Source organism: bacterium (genome assembly GCA_035295165.1).
In the GTDB taxonomy this organism is placed as follows: domain Bacteria; phylum Sysuimicrobiota; class Sysuimicrobiia; order Sysuimicrobiales; family Segetimicrobiaceae; genus JAJPIA01.
The window spans coordinates 19,310-34,523 of the sequence record DATGJN010000119.1 but is presented as its reverse complement, the minus strand read 5'-3'; the positions used below and the strand labels follow the sequence as shown (position 1 = coordinate 34,523).

At 69.2% G+C, this 15,214-nt stretch carries 14 protein-coding genes, 1 other RNA gene and 1 pseudogene; 3 read left to right on the top strand and 13 right to left on the bottom strand.

The genetic code is table 11. From position 1 onward, the window contains the following. Nucleotides 1–17: 17 nt before the first annotated feature. From VKZ50_21955 to VKZ50_21900, 12 genes are all read right to left on the bottom strand, one after another. Complete coding sequence (locus VKZ50_21955) at nucleotides 18–1,388, bottom strand: extracellular solute-binding protein (protein ID HLJ62392.1); 1,371 nt, start codon at nucleotides 1,386–1,388, stop codon at nucleotides 18–20. 46 nt (nucleotides 1,389–1,434) lie between these two features. Next, complete coding sequence (iolM, locus tag VKZ50_21950) at nucleotides 1,435–2,607, bottom strand: scyllo-inosose 3-dehydrogenase (protein ID HLJ62391.1); 1,173 nt, start codon at nucleotides 2,605–2,607, stop codon at nucleotides 1,435–1,437. Nucleotides 2,608–2,681: 74 nt separating this feature from the next. Next, complete coding sequence (gene iolN / locus VKZ50_21945; GenBank protein HLJ62390.1) at nucleotides 2,682–3,791, bottom strand: 3-dehydro-scyllo-inosose hydrolase; 1,110 nt, start codon at nucleotides 3,789–3,791, stop codon at nucleotides 2,682–2,684. An 87-nt stretch (nucleotides 3,792–3,878) separates the two neighbouring features. Continuing rightward, the gene (locus tag VKZ50_21940) at nucleotides 3,879–5,123 is read right to left on the bottom strand and encodes a DUF1116 domain-containing protein (protein ID HLJ62389.1); all 1,245 of its coding nucleotides are present in this window, start codon (nucleotides 5,121–5,123) and stop codon (nucleotides 3,879–3,881) included. Nucleotides 5,124–5,228: 105 nt separating this feature from the next. Next, nucleotides 5,229–5,572, bottom strand: an RNA gene (rnpB, locus tag VKZ50_21935) — RNase P RNA component class A. 47 nt (nucleotides 5,573–5,619) lie between these two features. Further along, nucleotides 5,620–6,441, bottom strand: coding sequence for an SDR family NAD(P)-dependent oxidoreductase (locus tag VKZ50_21930; protein ID HLJ62388.1), 822 nt, complete (start codon nucleotides 6,439–6,441; stop codon nucleotides 5,620–5,622). Nucleotides 6,442–6,609: 168 nt separating this feature from the next. Next, complete coding sequence (locus VKZ50_21925) at nucleotides 6,610–7,749, bottom strand: HAMP domain-containing sensor histidine kinase (GenBank protein HLJ62387.1); 1,140 nt, start codon at nucleotides 7,747–7,749, stop codon at nucleotides 6,610–6,612. After that, the gene (locus VKZ50_21920) at nucleotides 7,746–8,426 is read right to left on the bottom strand and encodes a response regulator transcription factor (protein ID HLJ62386.1); all 681 of its coding nucleotides are present in this window, start codon (nucleotides 8,424–8,426) and stop codon (nucleotides 7,746–7,748) included. The genes VKZ50_21925 and VKZ50_21920 overlap by 4 nt, the downstream gene beginning before the upstream one ends. 150 nt (nucleotides 8,427–8,576) lie before the next feature. After that, on the bottom strand, nucleotides 8,577–8,945 hold the full coding sequence (locus VKZ50_21915) for a hypothetical protein (protein HLJ62385.1): 369 nt from the start codon (nucleotides 8,943–8,945) through the stop codon (nucleotides 8,577–8,579). Between the two features lie 110 nt (nucleotides 8,946–9,055). Further along, entirely contained in the window at nucleotides 9,056–9,472 is a 417-nt protein-coding gene (locus VKZ50_21910; GenBank protein HLJ62384.1) for a ribonuclease HI family protein, read from the bottom strand. Between the two features lie 26 nt (nucleotides 9,473–9,498). Next, nucleotides 9,499–10,227, bottom strand: coding sequence for a C4-type zinc ribbon domain-containing protein (locus VKZ50_21905; protein HLJ62383.1), 729 nt, complete (start codon nucleotides 10,225–10,227; stop codon nucleotides 9,499–9,501). Continuing rightward, nucleotides 10,224–11,414 carry a choice-of-anchor tandem repeat NxxGxxAF-containing protein gene (locus tag VKZ50_21900; GenBank protein HLJ62382.1) on the bottom strand — a complete coding sequence of 397 codons (1,191 nt, stop codon included), beginning with the start codon at nucleotides 11,412–11,414 and terminating at the stop codon, nucleotides 10,224–10,226. The genes VKZ50_21905 and VKZ50_21900 overlap by 4 nt, the downstream gene beginning before the upstream one ends. 175 nt (nucleotides 11,415–11,589) lie before the next feature. Between VKZ50_21900 and VKZ50_21895 the strand changes: the two genes are divergently transcribed. The 3 genes and pseudogenes from VKZ50_21895 to VKZ50_21885 all read left to right on the top strand — a co-directional run bounded on the left by VKZ50_21895 (nucleotide 11,590) and on the right by VKZ50_21885 (nucleotide 14,013). Beyond that, complete coding sequence (locus VKZ50_21895; protein ID HLJ62381.1) at nucleotides 11,590–12,504, top strand: amidohydrolase family protein; 915 nt, start codon at nucleotides 11,590–11,592, stop codon at nucleotides 12,502–12,504. A gap of 41 nt (nucleotides 12,505–12,545) precedes the next feature. Further along, on the top strand, nucleotides 12,546–13,487 hold the full coding sequence (locus VKZ50_21890; GenBank protein ID HLJ62380.1) for a DUF47 family protein: 942 nt from the start codon (nucleotides 12,546–12,548) through the stop codon (nucleotides 13,485–13,487). A gap of 112 nt (nucleotides 13,488–13,599) precedes the next feature. After that, nucleotides 13,600–14,013 (top strand): annotated as a pseudogene (locus VKZ50_21885) (methylglyoxal synthase). A gap of 137 nt (nucleotides 14,014–14,150) precedes the next feature. On the opposite strand, the gene VKZ50_21880 reads toward VKZ50_21885, so the two are convergent. Then, nucleotides 14,151–15,194, bottom strand: coding sequence for a sensor domain-containing diguanylate cyclase (locus VKZ50_21880; protein HLJ62379.1), 1,044 nt, complete (start codon nucleotides 15,192–15,194; stop codon nucleotides 14,151–14,153). Nucleotides 15,195–15,214: the final 20 nt, after the last annotated feature.

Genomic DNA, 15,214 nt, shown 5'->3' with positions numbered 1-15,214 from the left:
AAGATCTCCCGGCGAGGCTACTTGATGTAGCCCGCCTCCTTCATGTGCTGCGTGATTTCGGTCGTCGCCTTGCCGATCGCCTGCTGTGCGGATTCGGTGCCGGCCAGCGCCGCATTCACGTGGGTCCCGAGGATGGTCTCCACGGCCGACCATTCGGGCGTCCGCGGACGCCAGAACGGTGGTGCCGCCATCGAGGCCGCCATCGCCTGGAAGTACGGGAACCGCTTGTTGAGGGCGGGATCCGTCAGCACGGATTTCCGGAACGGGATCCCGCCGTCGCTCGCATACGTCTTCTGCACCGAGGCGCTGGTGGCCCAGGTGATGAACTGGTACGCCCACGCCTTCTCCTTCGCGGCCGCGGGAATCCCGAGGAGCCAGTTGCCCATCAGCGGATAGTGCACCCCGGCGGGTCCGGCGGGCACGACCGTGTAGCCGAGCTTGCCGCGGACCGTGCTCACCTTGGGGTTCTCGGTGATGTCCGACGCCTCCGCGGGCCACACCGTCGATTGCGCCGCGTGCCCGGTGGCGACGAGCCGGCTGCGGTCGGCGGCGTCCACCACGTCAGCCCCCGGCTCTGCGACCGGCTTGAGCGAGGTCACGAGAAAGGTCAGCGCCGCCAGGCTCTGGGGTGAGTTCAGCACGACGTTCCAGTTGTCGTCGAAGACCTGGCCTCCGAACGCCCGCAGGATCGGCGACCAATCGGAGATCACGGGGTTCCCCTTCGCCCCCCGGATCGCGTACCCGTAGAAACCGGATTTGTTGAGCTTCTTTGCTGCCGCGAGCGCCGCGTCCCACGTCTGCGGCGCTGCGGGAATCAGATCGCGCCGGTACATGTAGATCTCCACGTTGCCCACGATCGTGATCGAGTAGATGTGCCGGGGCTTCGACGCCTCGCCGGGCGGAATCGGACCGCTCGGCGGCGGCCAGGAGCCCAGGTCGTAGACGATCGGAAACACGTCGGGGTCCCGTTTCAGGTTGAAGGGCGGCGCGTCGAGCGGGGTCAGCCATCCCTCGGACCCGAATTTCGGCATCCACGGGTCGTCCATCATGACGACATCGAACAGGGACGTGCCGGCCTGGAAGGCCGTGACGTTCTTCTCGTAGAGGCTGGGGTACGGATACGCGATGAAGTTCAGGCGCACGCCCGTCGCCTTCTCCCAGGCCGGCGCGATCGCTTTAAGGCCGCTGGCCTCGACGCCCGCGACCACTCCCAGGTTGAGCTGCGCCGGTTTGGCCGCGGCCACCGCGATGGACGCCGCGATGCGGCCGAACGTGCCCGCCCCGAGCGCGGCGCCGGCAAGACCCGCCGCCCCCGTCTTGAGGAGGTCCCGGCGCGTCAGGACGGGTCGAGCCTTGCTCCTGCGCGTGCCAGATCGTGAGGTGCTCATGTGCGCTCCCCTCCATCCACAGACGTTTTGGTCCGTGCCGAGAGCCTCATGCCATCTTGATCATGACCTTGCCGTCCTGCCGTTTGCTCGCCTTCTCCACCGCCGCATCCGCCTGCGCGAGCTGAAACCGGCTTGTGATGACCGGCCGCATGTCGACCCGGCCGGAGGCCATCAGCCGGATCACGTTCTGGAACGTTCCGTAGCCGGAGTGCCCCTGTGCCCCGAACACCTGCGCCGCGTGGGTCTGGAAGTGTTCCAGGTACATCGGCGCCCGTTCCGCGGCCCGACCAATGATCACGATCTTGCCGCCGATCGCCAGCGCTTGCTCCATCTCCGGGATCGTCGCCGTCATCGCGCCCGCCGCCTCGACCTGCAGGTCGGCGCCCGTCCCTTTGCTCGCCCGCATCACGACCTCGTGCGGGCTCGTCCCTGCCTTCTGGAGGTCCACGGGGCTGTGGACCTCGTCCGCCCCGACCTTCTTGGCCAACTCCTGCCGGAACGGGCTCACCTCAAAGGCGATGACCCGGCTCGCGCCCGCGGCGCGCGCCAGGGCGATCGCCGCGAAGCCGATCGGGCCGGTCCCGTAGACGGCCACGATTCCACCGGGCCGGAAGCCTTCCGCGCGGACAAACATCCCGTTGTACGCCACGCTCGTCGGTTCGCACAGCGCCCCGGCCTCGAACCCGGCCTCTGCGCTCCCGTACGCCTCCGCGAGCGCCGTGATCGGCCAGCAGTATTTCGCGCCCACGACGAGCTGGTCGGCCATCGCACCGGGAATGGTGAATCCGATCTCCTCGAGGTTCTCGCACTGGTTCGGCCAGCCGTTCCGACACGGCACGCACTCGCCGCACCAGATCATCTCCTCGACGGTCACGGGATCGCCGACGCGTAGCCCCCGCACCTCGTTGCCGATCTCGACGATCTCGCCGCTGAACTCGTGCCCGATTACGGTCGGAAACTTCGTGAGCCCGGGATACAGCATGTACCCGTCCTTGTCGGTTTCGTAGAAGTGGACGTCCGATCCGCACACCCCGCACGCCCGCGGTCGCAGCCGCACATCCTTCGGACCGAGCGGCGGCTCCGCCACGTCAACGATCCGCAGCTTCGGGTGGCGCCAAACGCTCGCCCCCGTCACCGCTTTGCCCGTCCGGCGCTCGAACTCCGAGACGCGGTACCCTGCCCGCGGCTCCCATTCCGCCTGTACCTGCAACCCGCGCATCGATCACACCGCCCTCTCCCGACCTCGAACTGACCGTGCTGAGTCCCGCGGCCCCGCCTCCCCCAATCGGTGCGCTATCGCTGGCCGATCATGGGCAAGGCGTACACGGGCTTCCATCCAGGGCTCAGCGGCTCTTTCAGGAACGGTTCCAACTCCTTGGGATCGCGGAAGCTCATCAGCTCAGGCGGCGGGACGGTGCCGGCCGGGAACTTCGCGAGGATCTCGTCCTGCACCAGCGTGAGGTAACGCAGGATCGCGGCCAGCGGCCGTTTGGCCTTCCGCGCCTGCCCGTGGGTGGCAAGCCCCACGACCCCTTCAGGCGTGCCCTTGATCTCGATCGCGGCGTGCCCCTCCCCTTCGCTCCACCGGTGCGGCCGGCGATACGCGTCGACCGAGGTGTCGAAGTGCCCGCCCGGCAGGAACTCGACCGACTTCGTGTCCACGGCGTAGGTCATGTCCACCATCTCCGGGGTCAGGTACAGGGACAGCGACGTTTCCGACTCGTCGGCGTGGACAAACGGACTGTCGAACGTCCCCCCTTGCGCCTTCGTCCGGAAGAACTCGCGCACCGCCCGGTGCCAGTCCATGACGCGGAACACACCCGGCAGTTGGTAGCGCTTGCAGAACTCCTGGACCGCCGACTCCAAGATCCACAACTGTCCGTGATTGTTGAGCATGATCTGCTTGCGAAAGCCGTCGTTCCACAGCCCGAGCATCACGTCGATCAGCAGTTCCCGCACCACCTCCTCTCGCACGATCACGCTGCCGGGCATGCCCAAGTGGTGATAGGGATGGCCGCCGTAGTTCAGCGGGGGCAGCGCCAGGTTGACCGGCGCGCCTCGCTTTTCAGTGTAGCGCCGCACCCCTTCGCAGATCATGCTGACGTACAGGGTGTCGGTCGCGCTCACCATGTGCTTCCCGTGGTTCTCCGTGCACCCCAGCGGGATCAGCACGATGTCGTTCTTTCGCCGGTTGGCCTCTAGTCGGTGACGGACCGTCGTTTGAATGTACGACCCGGGCTTGGCCCACTCGCAGGGGGCGGGCAACCCGTACTCCGCGAGGATCGCGTCGATCTGCGCGTCGCTCGCGTCCCACACCTCTTGCTTCATCCGCCCCACGGCGTTGTCTTCGAACAACGGGTCAGTCGGATACGATCGAGGTCCGGTTGATGTTTGCTGGCTCATCGGCGACCTCCGACGGGAATAGTCTAAGTCGACTTTCTCTGAACCACCTGACGTTCCCTGTGTCTTCGGCGGCGGCATCACCGTCCGTCATCGCGCGGCGGCGAGCGCAGCGACGGCGTCGCGGAACGCGCCGAGCGGCGCCCGCACCGTGCCCGCGCCCACTTGTCCAACACCGGCGCGGCGGTGAGCGATCCCGGTGTTGATCACCGGCGCGATCCCGGTCGCGACGACGCGTCGGACGTCGATCCCCGTGGGCACGCCGGCGAACTCGAGCGCGGGAACGCGGTAGTACGGGCTGGTCCCGGCGCAGATCTCCCCCATCTCACGGGTCACCGCAAGCGCCTCGCGGACCGACGCGCCGCCGACGAATCGGACGACCGCCGGTGATGCGGCCATCGCCACGCCGCCGAGTCCGATCGTCTCCGTGATCGCACTGTCGCCGAGATCAGGGTTGCAGTCCGCCTCGGTGAACCCCGGGAACAGAAGCCCCTGAGGCACGGGCGACGGCGCGGTGAACCAGCGGTCGGCGGTCCCGCTGACCCGGATCCCGAACACGGTTCCGTTGCGCGCCATCGCCGTCACCAGCGTGCACCCAGGCACGTTCCGCATCGGATCCGCCGACGCCTTGGCGGCCGCCATCGCCAGGTTCAAGAAGAATTGGTCGTTGGACGACAGGAACTCGAAGATGCGGCCGCGGGCGTCGGCGGACATGCCCACACGCTCGAGATGGGGCGCGAGCGCCCGAACGAACAGCGATGTCGCGGCGACGTTCCGCTGGTGGAGCTCGTCGCCCATCGTCAGCGCCCGGGCCATGATCGTTCGGAGATCCATCCCGCCCGCTCCGCGCACCGCCTCGCCGAGTCCAGGACCCAGCGTTGCGGCGAACCATCGAAGCCGATCCAACACGCTCGCATCGTTCGCGCCGAACCGCAGCGCGCTCCCGATGCCCTCGTTGATGGTGCAGCAGGCGATGTTGCCGAACGCGCGGTTGCGGACGACGAACACCGGCATGCTCGGCGTGATCACCCCGGCCATCGGCCCCACCGCGCCGTGGTCGTGGGCCGATCCACACGTCACGTCGCCCGACTGGATCAGGCGGACCGCGTCGGTCTCCGTCTCGGCCCAGCCCTCGAGCCGGAGCGCTCCGACGACCGCCCCGCGGAGCGGCCCGCACATCTCGTCCCACGCGACGGCGGGGCCCGCGTGCAGCGCGGTCCTCGGCCCGAACCCGGGCACCACCTCGCCTGCCGACAGGACGTCCTCGAGCACCGGCTCGGCCGCGTGCAGCCGCTCCAACACCGCTCGGTTGATCTCGTCTGTCGTGGTGGCCATCACGGGGTCGACCGGCGGACTCGCGCCGCGAGGACGGCTGGATCCGCACGCCGCGGCGGCGCCGGCTCGAACGGCGCGGCCGTGGGAAGCATCGCGTCGGTGGGAAGCGGGAGCAGGCCTATAAGCCGGGTTCTGTCGAGTGCGGCCATCTCTCTGGGGACGCCGGTTGCCCGGCGCCTCTAGCAGTCTACCCGGGGATCGGCGGGCCGCCTCATCTCCCCCTACGTGACCTTGCTCCGGGTGGGGTTTGCCGAGCCGGCCGGTCGCCCGGCCGCTGGTGCGCTCTTACCGCACCGTTGCACCCTTACCTCCGCGCTTGCGTGCGAAGGCGGTATCTTTCTGTGGCACTGTCCTCGGGGTCGCCCCCACTGGGCGTTACCCAGCACCCTGCCCTACGGAGCCCGGACTTTCCTCGAGCGCGTAGCGCCCGCGGCCGCCCGGCCTGCTCCCACACCCATGCTAGCATGGGCGCCGCAGGGGTTCAATGGGCCGGCGCTCACACCATGATCCGACCGCCCGCGACGTCGAGTGTGACACCCGTCAGCCACGCCGCGCTGTCGGACACCAAATACAGCGTCGCGAGCGCCACGTCGTCCGGCTCCCCCAGCCTGCCGAGCGGGTGGAGCGCGGCCACCTGCCGTTGGACCTCTTCCGGCATGGCGCGCGCGGTGCGCTCCGTCCGAATCGCGGACGGGGCGATGCAGTTGACGCGGATGCCGTGCCGGCCGACCTCGGCCGCCAGACACCGGGACAGCGTCGCCACGCCGGCCTTTGCCGCAGCGTACGGCGCTGGTGCGCCCAGCGGGAGACGCGCCGCGGTCGACGCCATCGTCACGATCGCACCGCGCCGCCGGTGGATCATGGCCGGGAGGAACGCCTTTGCGGTCAGGAACGCCGCGGTGAGGTTGCCGTCCACGACCGCACGCCACTCCGCCTCCGTGATCTGATGAACCGGACCGGGGTGCACGGTGCTGCCGCCGGCGAACGCCACGAGGATGTCGACGGGGCCCAAGTCGCGCTCGGTCCGGTCGCGCATCCCCTCAATCGCTGCGACGTCGGTCACATCGGCGGCGATGCCGAGCACCTCCGCCCCGTCGCACCGAATCGCGTCCGCCACCTCCGCGATCGCCGCGCGATCGCGCCCGTTCACCACTACGCGAGCGCCGTTTGCGCCCAGGAGCCGGCACGTCGCCGCCCCAATGCCGCGGGCCCCCCCCGTCACAACGGCGACCTTACCTGCCAGATCCGGGTAGGTCGGGATGGGGCGCGCCGCAAACGCGCCGCCGTCGAAGGACGTGAGGGAACGAGACTCGTGCATGCGGCTTCCTCCTTCGGCACGACCGATGCCGCACCAACCCGAGCCCGCCAGAGGACGACCGACATCCGCTCGGGCAACCTGCCCTCAGTATGCGGCACGCACGTGGATCCAATGTGAGGGAATCGTGGAGATGCCGTGGAGAACGCGCCCGGGGCCTCCTCGCCGGCGCTAGGACGGCGGCTGGACGGGCAGCGTCACGCGCATCGTCGTCCCCTTCCCGACAACGCTCTCGGCGATGATCCCGCCGCCGTGGGCCTCGACCAGGCTCTTTGCGATGGCGAGGCCCAGACCCGTACCGCGCGAATCGGGCGATTTGTAGAAGCGTTCGAAGATGTGGGCCAGGTCCTCCGCCGGGATCCCGGCGCCAGTGTCCTCGACGGTCACGACGAGCTGCCCCGGGGAACCCGCCGCACAACGCATGAACACGGTCCCGCCCGCAGCTGTATATCGCAGCGCGTTGGACAGCAGATTGTTGATCACTTGGCGAATGCGCTCCGGGTCCACCTCGGCCAGCGGCAGGTCCGGCGTGGCGTCCAATCGCAAGGAGACCCCGGCCTCCGCCGCCTGGGTTTCGAACGAGGCGACCGCGTCGCGGGCCACCGCGGCGAGATCCGTCGGCGCCCGAGCCAGCGCCAGTTCGAGGCTCTCGCTCAACGTGAGGGTCCGCAGATCCTCGATCAAGCGAGCGAGCACCTGCGTCTCCTCGAGCACCAGCGACAGGTGCTCCGCATCGCGGGGGTACACGCCGTCGAGCATCCCCTCCAGATTCCCCTGCAGGACAGTCAACGGCGTTCGAAGTTCGTGGGAAATGTCCGTCAGCAGCCCGCGGCGCTTCGCGTCCTGACGTTCCAACCGCTCCGCCATTCTATTGAACGCGCGGCCGAGGATCCGCGCCTCGGGCGGGCCCGCTTCGCGGACGCGCGTTCCAAAGTCACCGTCGGCGATCCTGCCGAGGGCCACGATGAGATCGCCCACCCGTCTCACCATCACGCGGACCGTGACGCCGGCAAGAACCATCCCACACAGCACCGCCGCCAGGGCGACGGTCGCCGCACCGACGCCCGTCCTCCCCGCGGGCGCCATGATCCCGAACACGTGCATGACGGCCCAGTGGAGGAGGACCGACAGAGCTGCCACCGCGACGACCACCGCCGACACACGCGCGAGCACGCGGAGCAGAAACCGTCGCTTGACGTGCCGCCACACCTCGCCCCGGCCGGCGGGCGGCCACGCTTCGTCGTCGGGCCACCACGGCGGACGCCCGCGGCGGGGGCCCCAGCGCGGCGACGCGCACCGGGCCCGCGTCATTCGTCCGCGAACTTGTAGCCGATGCCGTGAACGGACAGCACGTACCGCGGGTGGTGCGGATCCGGCTCGACCTTGCGCCGGATGTTCTTGATGTGCGAGTCGATCGCGCGCTCGTAGGACTCTACGGCAATGCCGTGCACCGCCTCGAGGAGCTGACCGCGCGTGAAGATGCGCCCCGGCTCGCGGGCGATTACGGCGAGGAGCTGAAACTCCGTGGGCGTGAGCGCAAGCGCGCGGTCGCCGAGGCGCGCCCGCATCCGGGGCACGTCGAGCGCGAGATCGCCGGCGCGGACGAGATCCGTCCCCGCGCGCGCCGCGTCCCACCGCCTCAGGACGGCTCGGACACGGGCCACCAGTTCCTTCGGGCTGAACGGCTTGACGATGTAGTCGTCCGCCCCCAGCTCCAATCCGATCAATCGGTCCGATTCGTCCGCACGGGCCGTCAGCATGATCACGGGAACCTGCGACTCTCTGCGCAGCGCCCTGGTGATGTCGAGTCCGTCCATCCCGGGCAGGGCCAGGTCCAACACAAGGAGGTCGGGCCGCGCCGTCCGCACCATCGTCAGCACGGCATTGCCGTCACCCGCGGTCAGCACGCGGAACCCGGCCCGCGCCAGGTAGTCCCGGGCCACCTGCACGATCTTGGGCTCATCGTCAACGACGAGAATCGTTCGCATGGTTGAGGAGATCGAGCCGCGGGAAGCGCGCCATTGCTGCGCCGGCTTCCCGCGGCCGCTTCACCGTCTACCCGTCCCGAGGGCGCGCCGGCTCGCAGCAAACGCGCGGCGCTCCGGGGCCATCACACGGCGCGGTACGCGGACACGCATCTACGACGTCCCGGTGCCGCTCTGCGGCTCATGGGCGCGGCGGTGCCATTCTTCGAACCACGGCGGGACCCCTCTGCTCCCGCCTCCACGCCACGAACGGCCCCGCCAGAACATCCCTCGCAGCAGCGTGATCACGAGAAACACCAGCAGCACCGCCCAGAAGATGCCGAAGAACCCGAAGGGCCCGTGGAACGGCCCTCCGTACCAGTACGGGTACGGATACGCGTACCCAGGATACGGCCCCGGCGCCGGCAGCTTGCCGCTCTGCGCGAGTCCCTGCGCGACCCCGAGCGAGTACGAGTACGACGCGACCCCGGCGCCCGCGGCGGCGAGCGCCAGCGCGACCAAGATCGCAAGCACGACTCTCATACACACCCCTCCTTGTATCTCTGCTCGGCCCCAGTATGCCGCGACGGGATGGAGGGAGTGTGGATTCAAAATGGAGACATTGTGGAGATGCGCGCCGCGTGCGCCGCCGGTCAGGCGCGCCCGGCGGACGCGCGCGGCGCCGGATCTTCCTCGTCCAGCGCGCGGTTCGCGAGGGCGTCTGCCGCGCGATTCTGCTCGCGCGGCACGCGCACGATCGCGACATCGTCGAACGCGCGCAACCGCGCGCGCGCGGTCCGATGGAGCGGGACAAGCTGTTCGCTGCGGACTTTGTACTGGCCCAGCAGCTGGCGCACGAGCAGCTCGCTGTCGCTCTGCACCCGCAGGCGGCGCGCACCGAGCGCCGCGGCCTCTTCGAGCGCCCGCAGCAACGCGCGGTACTCCGCCACGTTGTTCGTCGTGACCCCGATCGGTTCGGCGATCTCGCGGACCGCACGGCCGCTACGCAGCACGACGACGCCGATGGCGGCCCGCCCGGGGTTCCCGCGGGAGGCCCCGTCGATGCACACCGTGACCTCCGAGGAAGCCGGTCGCGTCACGACGCGCCGTCGAGGTACAGGATGCGGTGGCAGCGCTCGCAGGTCACGACCTGCCCGGTCCGGATCCGCGACACGAAGTGCGACGGCACGTCGTTCCGGCATCCGCCGCAGAACCCGCCGAGGATCGCGACCATGCCGACCCCGCCCTCCTGCGCCGCGATCCCGTCGTACTTGCGCAGCAAGCGCGGCTCCACGGTCGCCGCGTGCTCCGCGCGCTGCGCCAGCAGCGTCTCGATTTCCGCATCGATCCCGCTGCGGGCTACTTCGAACGCCGCGAGGTGCGCGGCCAGGCGTTGCTCGAGCGCCCCCAACGACGCTCGCGCCTCGGCGTCCTCCCGCTTCAGCGCTTCGACTTGATCGAGCAGACTCAGAATCTGATCCTCGAGGTGGTCGCGCGTACGGGCGAGGGCGCCGCTCTCCTCCTCGAGCCCCGCGAGCTCCTTGGGGTTGGAGATCCGTCCGCCGTACAGGTCGCCGTGCGCCTTCCGCTGTTTGGCTTCCGTCGTCTGCAATTGCAGCTCGTGGTCGCGCAGGGTCGCCTGTGCCTGATGGAGGCGCGCCGCCGTGGAGACGGCCGCGGCACGAGCCGCGTCCGTCTCCGCACGCAGGGCCGTCCCGTCGTCGAGCCCCGCCAGGCGCCCGCGGGCGTCCAGCAACCTCGCGTCCACCTGTTGGACGGCCCACAATCCGTCGAGCGCCGCGCCCGCGTTCGGCTCCGCACTCATCGCAGCGCCAGGAGGTAAATGCCGTGGCGGCCGTCGTCGGTCTCCGCGACAAACGCCACCTGCCCGGCGTCGTTCAACACCGGCGTGCTAAAGGCGGCGAACAGGCCGCCGCCGGGGGCGCGGTCCCCCGTTTGCACGATCGGGCGCACGCCCGCGCGCGTCGCAACATAGACGGCTTGGGGGATGATCGGAAGGCTCAACTCGAACACCATCTCCTCGCGTTCATTGATCGCGGCGGTGCCGAACTTCGTGAGTGCACCCCCGGCCACGTCCTGCCCGGCGACGGCGAGGGGGAGGAGCGCCGCGCGGCCCGTCACGTACAACGCCTCCGCGACCTGACTTCGTCCGGTCCGTCCGATGAACCCGACGGTGCCCGCGTTCGTCAGGACCACGGATCCGAACTCCGTAAAGCGCCCCCCGACCGGCGCGTCGTCCTCCGTCGTCACGACGGGCACGGGCCGCCCGTCGACCAGCACGAATACTCCCTGGGCGTGGTGCTCGGTCGTCGATGCGACGAGCGCCATCTGCCCACGATCATTCAGCGCGGGGGTTCCGTCGAGAAAGAACTCGAACGCGCCGCCGGTCGGCGAGGGTTGCCCCGCCATCAACACCGGGGTCGTCGTCCCCTCGCTGTTCGTGTAGATGCCCTCCTGCCCTACGGTGCGGCCGACGAAGGCGATCAAGTCACGGTTGTTGATTGCCGGATTCGCAAAATCGGCAAAGGCGCCGCCCGTCGGCGCGGCCTGACCGACGGTCACGACGGGCACGACGCGCGAGCCCCGCACCAGGTAGATCCCCTCCGGCGCCCGCGCATCGGTCGTGCGCGCGAGAAACCCGACGGTACCGCGATCGTTGAGGAGCAGGTCGCTGAACGCGCGGAACACGCCGCCGGTGGGGACCGACGTGCCCGTGGAGGCGAGCGGTCGAAGCCCACTGCCGGTCCGCACGTAGATCGTCTCGCGGGGCCGCGCACCCGCCAGCACGGCCCCGAACAGGATGTCCCCGCGGTTGTTGATCACCGGGTCGGAGAACTCGGCGTAGGTGCCTCCGTCCGGAGCCGATTCACCGGTCCGGAAGAGGATCCGGATCCCCGGCGCAGCCGATGCAGGCCGCACGGCAACGATGCCGCCTGTCGTCACCGCGACAGCGACCGCCCACAACAGCACCAGCCGAATCAGACGGGTCATCTGCCCTCCATCCTAGTGCCCCACCGCGCGGTTGCCAAGCCCGGTGTCGCCGTCGGTCGCCCTGCCGCGCACCCAAGCAGCCTGAACGGGGCCGTCACGCCGGGATGCGCCGGCGCGGTCCCGCACGCAGGCGGCGCCGCCGCGAACGCGAATTCTCCCTTGAAAGGAGACGATGATGCCTCTCTCCGTGCCCCACACCGTGGACAGCCACCTGCACCTCATCACCGCCTCGATGTTCCATCGCATGCGGGACCGCCCCTGGTCGATCCGCCCGAAGGCCATGGAGGCGTTCGCCGGGCAGGGAAGCCGCTTGGCGCAACGGATTCAAGCACTCGAAGGCGTCTCCCTCCGCGACCAGGCCGTGCGCTGGACCGCTGCGTTCGATCGGGCCGGCGTCGAGACTGGGTTCTTCATCGCCGTCGGCGAAGGCAACGAGGAGCTGGCCGAGTTCATGCGGTTCAATCCCGAGCGGTTCCAGGCCTGGGGAAGCGTCGTTGATCCCACCGCGGCCGATGCGGCGGCGACGGTGCGCCGGTTCCGCGCGCGGGGGCTCCGCGGCCTCAAGCTCTATCCCCCGATCCAGCGATTCAGCGCGAGCGACCGCGGCGTGTATCCCGTCTACGAGGCGGCCGCTGAACAAGGCCTCGCGGTCCTCTTCCACTTCGGGATCACCATCGCGCCGATCTACGACCTCCTGTATGCGAACCCGCTGCACCTCTCTGCGGCGGCGCGAGACTTTCCCGAGCTCACGTTCACGATCGCTCACTGCGGAGCCGGGTTTCTGCGGGAAGCGCTCTTCCTCGCCTATCACACGGAGAACATCTGGGTGGACACATCCGGCACGAACAACTGGCGCGAGTTTACGCCGGGCTGTCCGCCGCTCGAGGCGGTGTTCCGGGACCTGCTCCGCACGTACGGGGTCCGCCGGATCATGTTCGGCACCGATTCCGGCGCGCCGGAGGACTATCGGGTGCCCATCCTCGAGGACCAGCGGGAGACGTTCGGCCGGCTCGATCTGTCGGCGGAAGATCTCGCGCTGATCTTCGGCGGCAACGCGCGGCGGCTGTTCGGGCTCCCCGACCCGCCATAGCGGCGGACCGACGTCGGCGCCGTACGCTATAATGCCTGTGTATGGACGTCGATCGCGATCGTCCCGCGCCTGAGCCGGGGGCCGCCCCAAGCCCGCAGGAGTTTGCCCTCCTGCAGGACATGACGGAAACGATCCTCAACGCCGCGCGTGCGTTGGTGACGGGGTTGGAGGGCAAAGCGTCCTTTAGCGATGCGTGGCCCCCGATCCGCGATCTGGAGCACAAAGGCGACGCGATCGCGCGCGACCTCTTCGAAACCTTGGCGTCAGGCCGGGGCGATGCGACGCTGTCGGAGGCGGTCCAGGCGCTCACCGGCAACTTGGACGACGTGCTCGACGGGATCGAGGCCGCCGCGGCGCGCCTGGCGATCCATCGCATCCGGCGGGTGTTCCCACCTGCGCTCGACCTAGGGAAGATTGTGCTGGAGTCCGCCCGAGAACTGCGGGAGGCGGTGCGCCGCGTCCCTCACATGCATGACGTCTTCCCGCACACCCGGACCCTGCATCTGCTGGAGAACCGCGGCGACGACGTGCTACGGGATGCGATCGGGCGGCTGTTCGCGAGCCGCGCGAGCGCGAAGGAAATCCTCAAGTGGAAAGACATCTGCGAGATGCTGGAGGACGCCACGGACCGGTGTGAAGACATCGCGAACGTCCTCGAGACACTCGTCATCCAGGCCGGCGTGGAGCGCAAGCTCTCGATCCACGGCCTTGTGATGGACGTCGAACACCACGAGGTGACGGCGAGCGGCGTGCCGGTGCCGCTCTCGGCCAAGGAGTTTGGCCTGCTGCACCTGCTGCTGCGACATCAAGGCAAGATCGTGCGCCGGGAGCGGCTCCTGCGGGACGTGTGGGGTGAAGACTACTTCGGCGACACGCGAACGTTGGACACGCACATCGCCTGGCTCCGCAAGAAGATCGAGGCCCCCGGCGGCATTCGCATCGTCGCCGTCCGGGGCATCGGGTACCGCCTGGACGAGCACTGACGCTTCACACAGCCTTGAACGCCTCCTCACCTTCGCTAGAGAACCGCCGCGCTACTCTCGAAGGAAACAGTCCCCCCGCGGGCGCACGCGGGCCCGTTCGAGAGGTGATGGCGTGGAGACGTACCACCGGATTCGCATCGAACGCGAGAAGCGGATTGCGTGCATTGCGCACGACAACAAGAAGGCCGAACTGGTCGATTGGATGCGGTTCAACCGTGGGTCGCTGGAGCGCCATTGCCTGTACGCGACGCGCACCACGGGACGGATCATCGCAGAGGAGTGGGGGCTCCCGGTCACCACGTCCCACAGCGGGCCGCTCGGCGGCGACCTCGAGATCGGCGCGAGGATTGCGCGCGGCGCGATCGAGTTTCTGATCGTCTTCTGGGATCCGCTCGAACCGCTGCCGCACGATCCGGACGTGCGGGCGCTGCTTCGGGTCGCGGCCGGCTGGAACGTCCCGGTCGCGTGCACCCGCGCGTCGGCGGACGTCATGGTCTCCTCCCCGCTGATGCGGGAGCCGTACGACCGCCTCGTCCCCCCCTGCGGCGCTGACAGGACGCGCCCGCCGACGGCGCCGAGCGCCCCGGTTGCAGTGGCCGCCGCGCGGGACGTAAACCGCGGCGGCACGGCGATTCAGGAAACCCGCCAGACGCGGAGCGGAGTCTACCCGATCGGCGCCTCGATCGACACGGCGCCGGCGCCCCGGCGCTTCGCGTCCATCAAGGCAAGATCGGCTGCCTCGAGCAGGTCATCGGGATCCCTGCCGTCGAGCGGATACTGCGCGATACCGGCGCACAGCGACAGCCCGATCGCCTCTCCCTGAGGCCCCAGAAACCGATGCGCGGCCACGGCGGCCTGCAGACGCCCGATGATCTGCAGTGCCGTTCGGATGTCCGCCTCCGGCAGGAGCAGGACGAACTCGTCCCCGCCGAACCGGGCCACGAGATCCATGGTCCGCACGTGGGCCTGGATCACGGTACCGAGCTCTCGCAGCACGGCGTCGGCCGCGAGGTGCCCGTACCGGGTGTTGAGATGCTTGAACTCGTCCAGATCGGTCATGACCGCGCAAAACTGCAGATCCTGACGCGCGGATCGGGCGATCTCGGCTTCCAGCCGCATCCTAAAGTGCCACCGCGTCGAGAGCCCGGTCAGCCCGTCCACCTTGGCGATGCGCCAGATCTCGGCGAGCCGCTGGTTCAGCGTGAGGACCCAGGCGACTTGAATCGCGAGCAGGCGGGCGATCCGAAGATCGGTGGGGCCGAACCGGCGGTCGGCCGTCCACAGGTTCAGGTTCAGGATCCCGGCGACTCGGTCCTCGCACCGGATGGGCACACACACGGCAGACCGCGGAGGGTGCGTCTTGGAGATGTAGCCGGTCAACCCCTCGGGCACATCCTGCACCAGCATGCCGACGCCGGTTTCCGCCACGCGCCCCGCGATACTCTGTCCGAACGGAACCGGCGCATGCGACTTCACGTCGTCGAGCCGGCCTCGGGCGACACGCAGCGCGAGCACCTTCGGCTCGGCGAGCACCATGATCGATCCGCCCTCGGCCCCCATCAGTACGATACAATGATCGAGGAGCCGGAGGAGCACCGCCTCCGGATTGTCGCCGTCCGCGTGGACCATGCGCTCCATCAATGTGGCGAAGCGATCCAGCTCTGCAACGCTTAGGTACTCTTCGGCCTGCCCCGACGAACCACTCACGCTGAGTAAGTCTCCCTCGT

What these genes read in the sequence shown, in the direction of transcription:
- VKZ50_21955 (HLJ62392.1), bottom strand. Translation starts at nt 1,388, where the DNA reads ATGAGCACCTCACGATCTGGCACGCGCAGGAGCAAGGCTCGACCCGTC.
- iolM (HLJ62391.1), bottom strand. Translation starts at nt 2,607, where the DNA reads ATGCGCGGGTTGCAGGTACAGGCGGAATGGGAGCCGCGGGCAGGGTAC.
- iolN (HLJ62390.1), bottom strand. Translation starts at nt 3,791, where the DNA reads ATGAGCCAGCAAACATCAACCGGACCTCGATCGTATCCGACTGACCCG.
- VKZ50_21940 (HLJ62389.1), bottom strand. Translation starts at nt 5,123, where the DNA reads ATGGCCACCACGACAGACGAGATCAACCGAGCGGTGTTGGAGCGGCTG.
- VKZ50_21930 (HLJ62388.1), bottom strand. Translation starts at nt 6,441, where the DNA reads ATGCACGAGTCTCGTTCCCTCACGTCCTTCGACGGCGGCGCGTTTGCG.
- VKZ50_21925 (HLJ62387.1), bottom strand. Translation starts at nt 7,749, where the DNA reads ATGACGCGGGCCCGGTGCGCGTCGCCGCGCTGGGGCCCCCGCCGCGGG.
- VKZ50_21920 (HLJ62386.1), bottom strand. Translation starts at nt 8,426, where the DNA reads ATGCGAACGATTCTCGTCGTTGACGATGAGCCCAAGATCGTGCAGGTG.
- VKZ50_21915 (HLJ62385.1), bottom strand. Translation starts at nt 8,945, where the DNA reads ATGAGAGTCGTGCTTGCGATCTTGGTCGCGCTGGCGCTCGCCGCCGCG.
- VKZ50_21905 (HLJ62383.1), bottom strand. Translation starts at nt 10,227, where the DNA reads ATGAGTGCGGAGCCGAACGCGGGCGCGGCGCTCGACGGATTGTGGGCC.
- VKZ50_21900 (HLJ62382.1), bottom strand. Translation starts at nt 11,414, where the DNA reads ATGACCCGTCTGATTCGGCTGGTGCTGTTGTGGGCGGTCGCTGTCGCG.
- VKZ50_21895 (HLJ62381.1), top strand. Translation starts at nt 11,590, where the DNA reads ATGCCTCTCTCCGTGCCCCACACCGTGGACAGCCACCTGCACCTCATC.
- VKZ50_21890 (HLJ62380.1), top strand. Translation starts at nt 12,546, where the DNA reads ATGGACGTCGATCGCGATCGTCCCGCGCCTGAGCCGGGGGCCGCCCCA.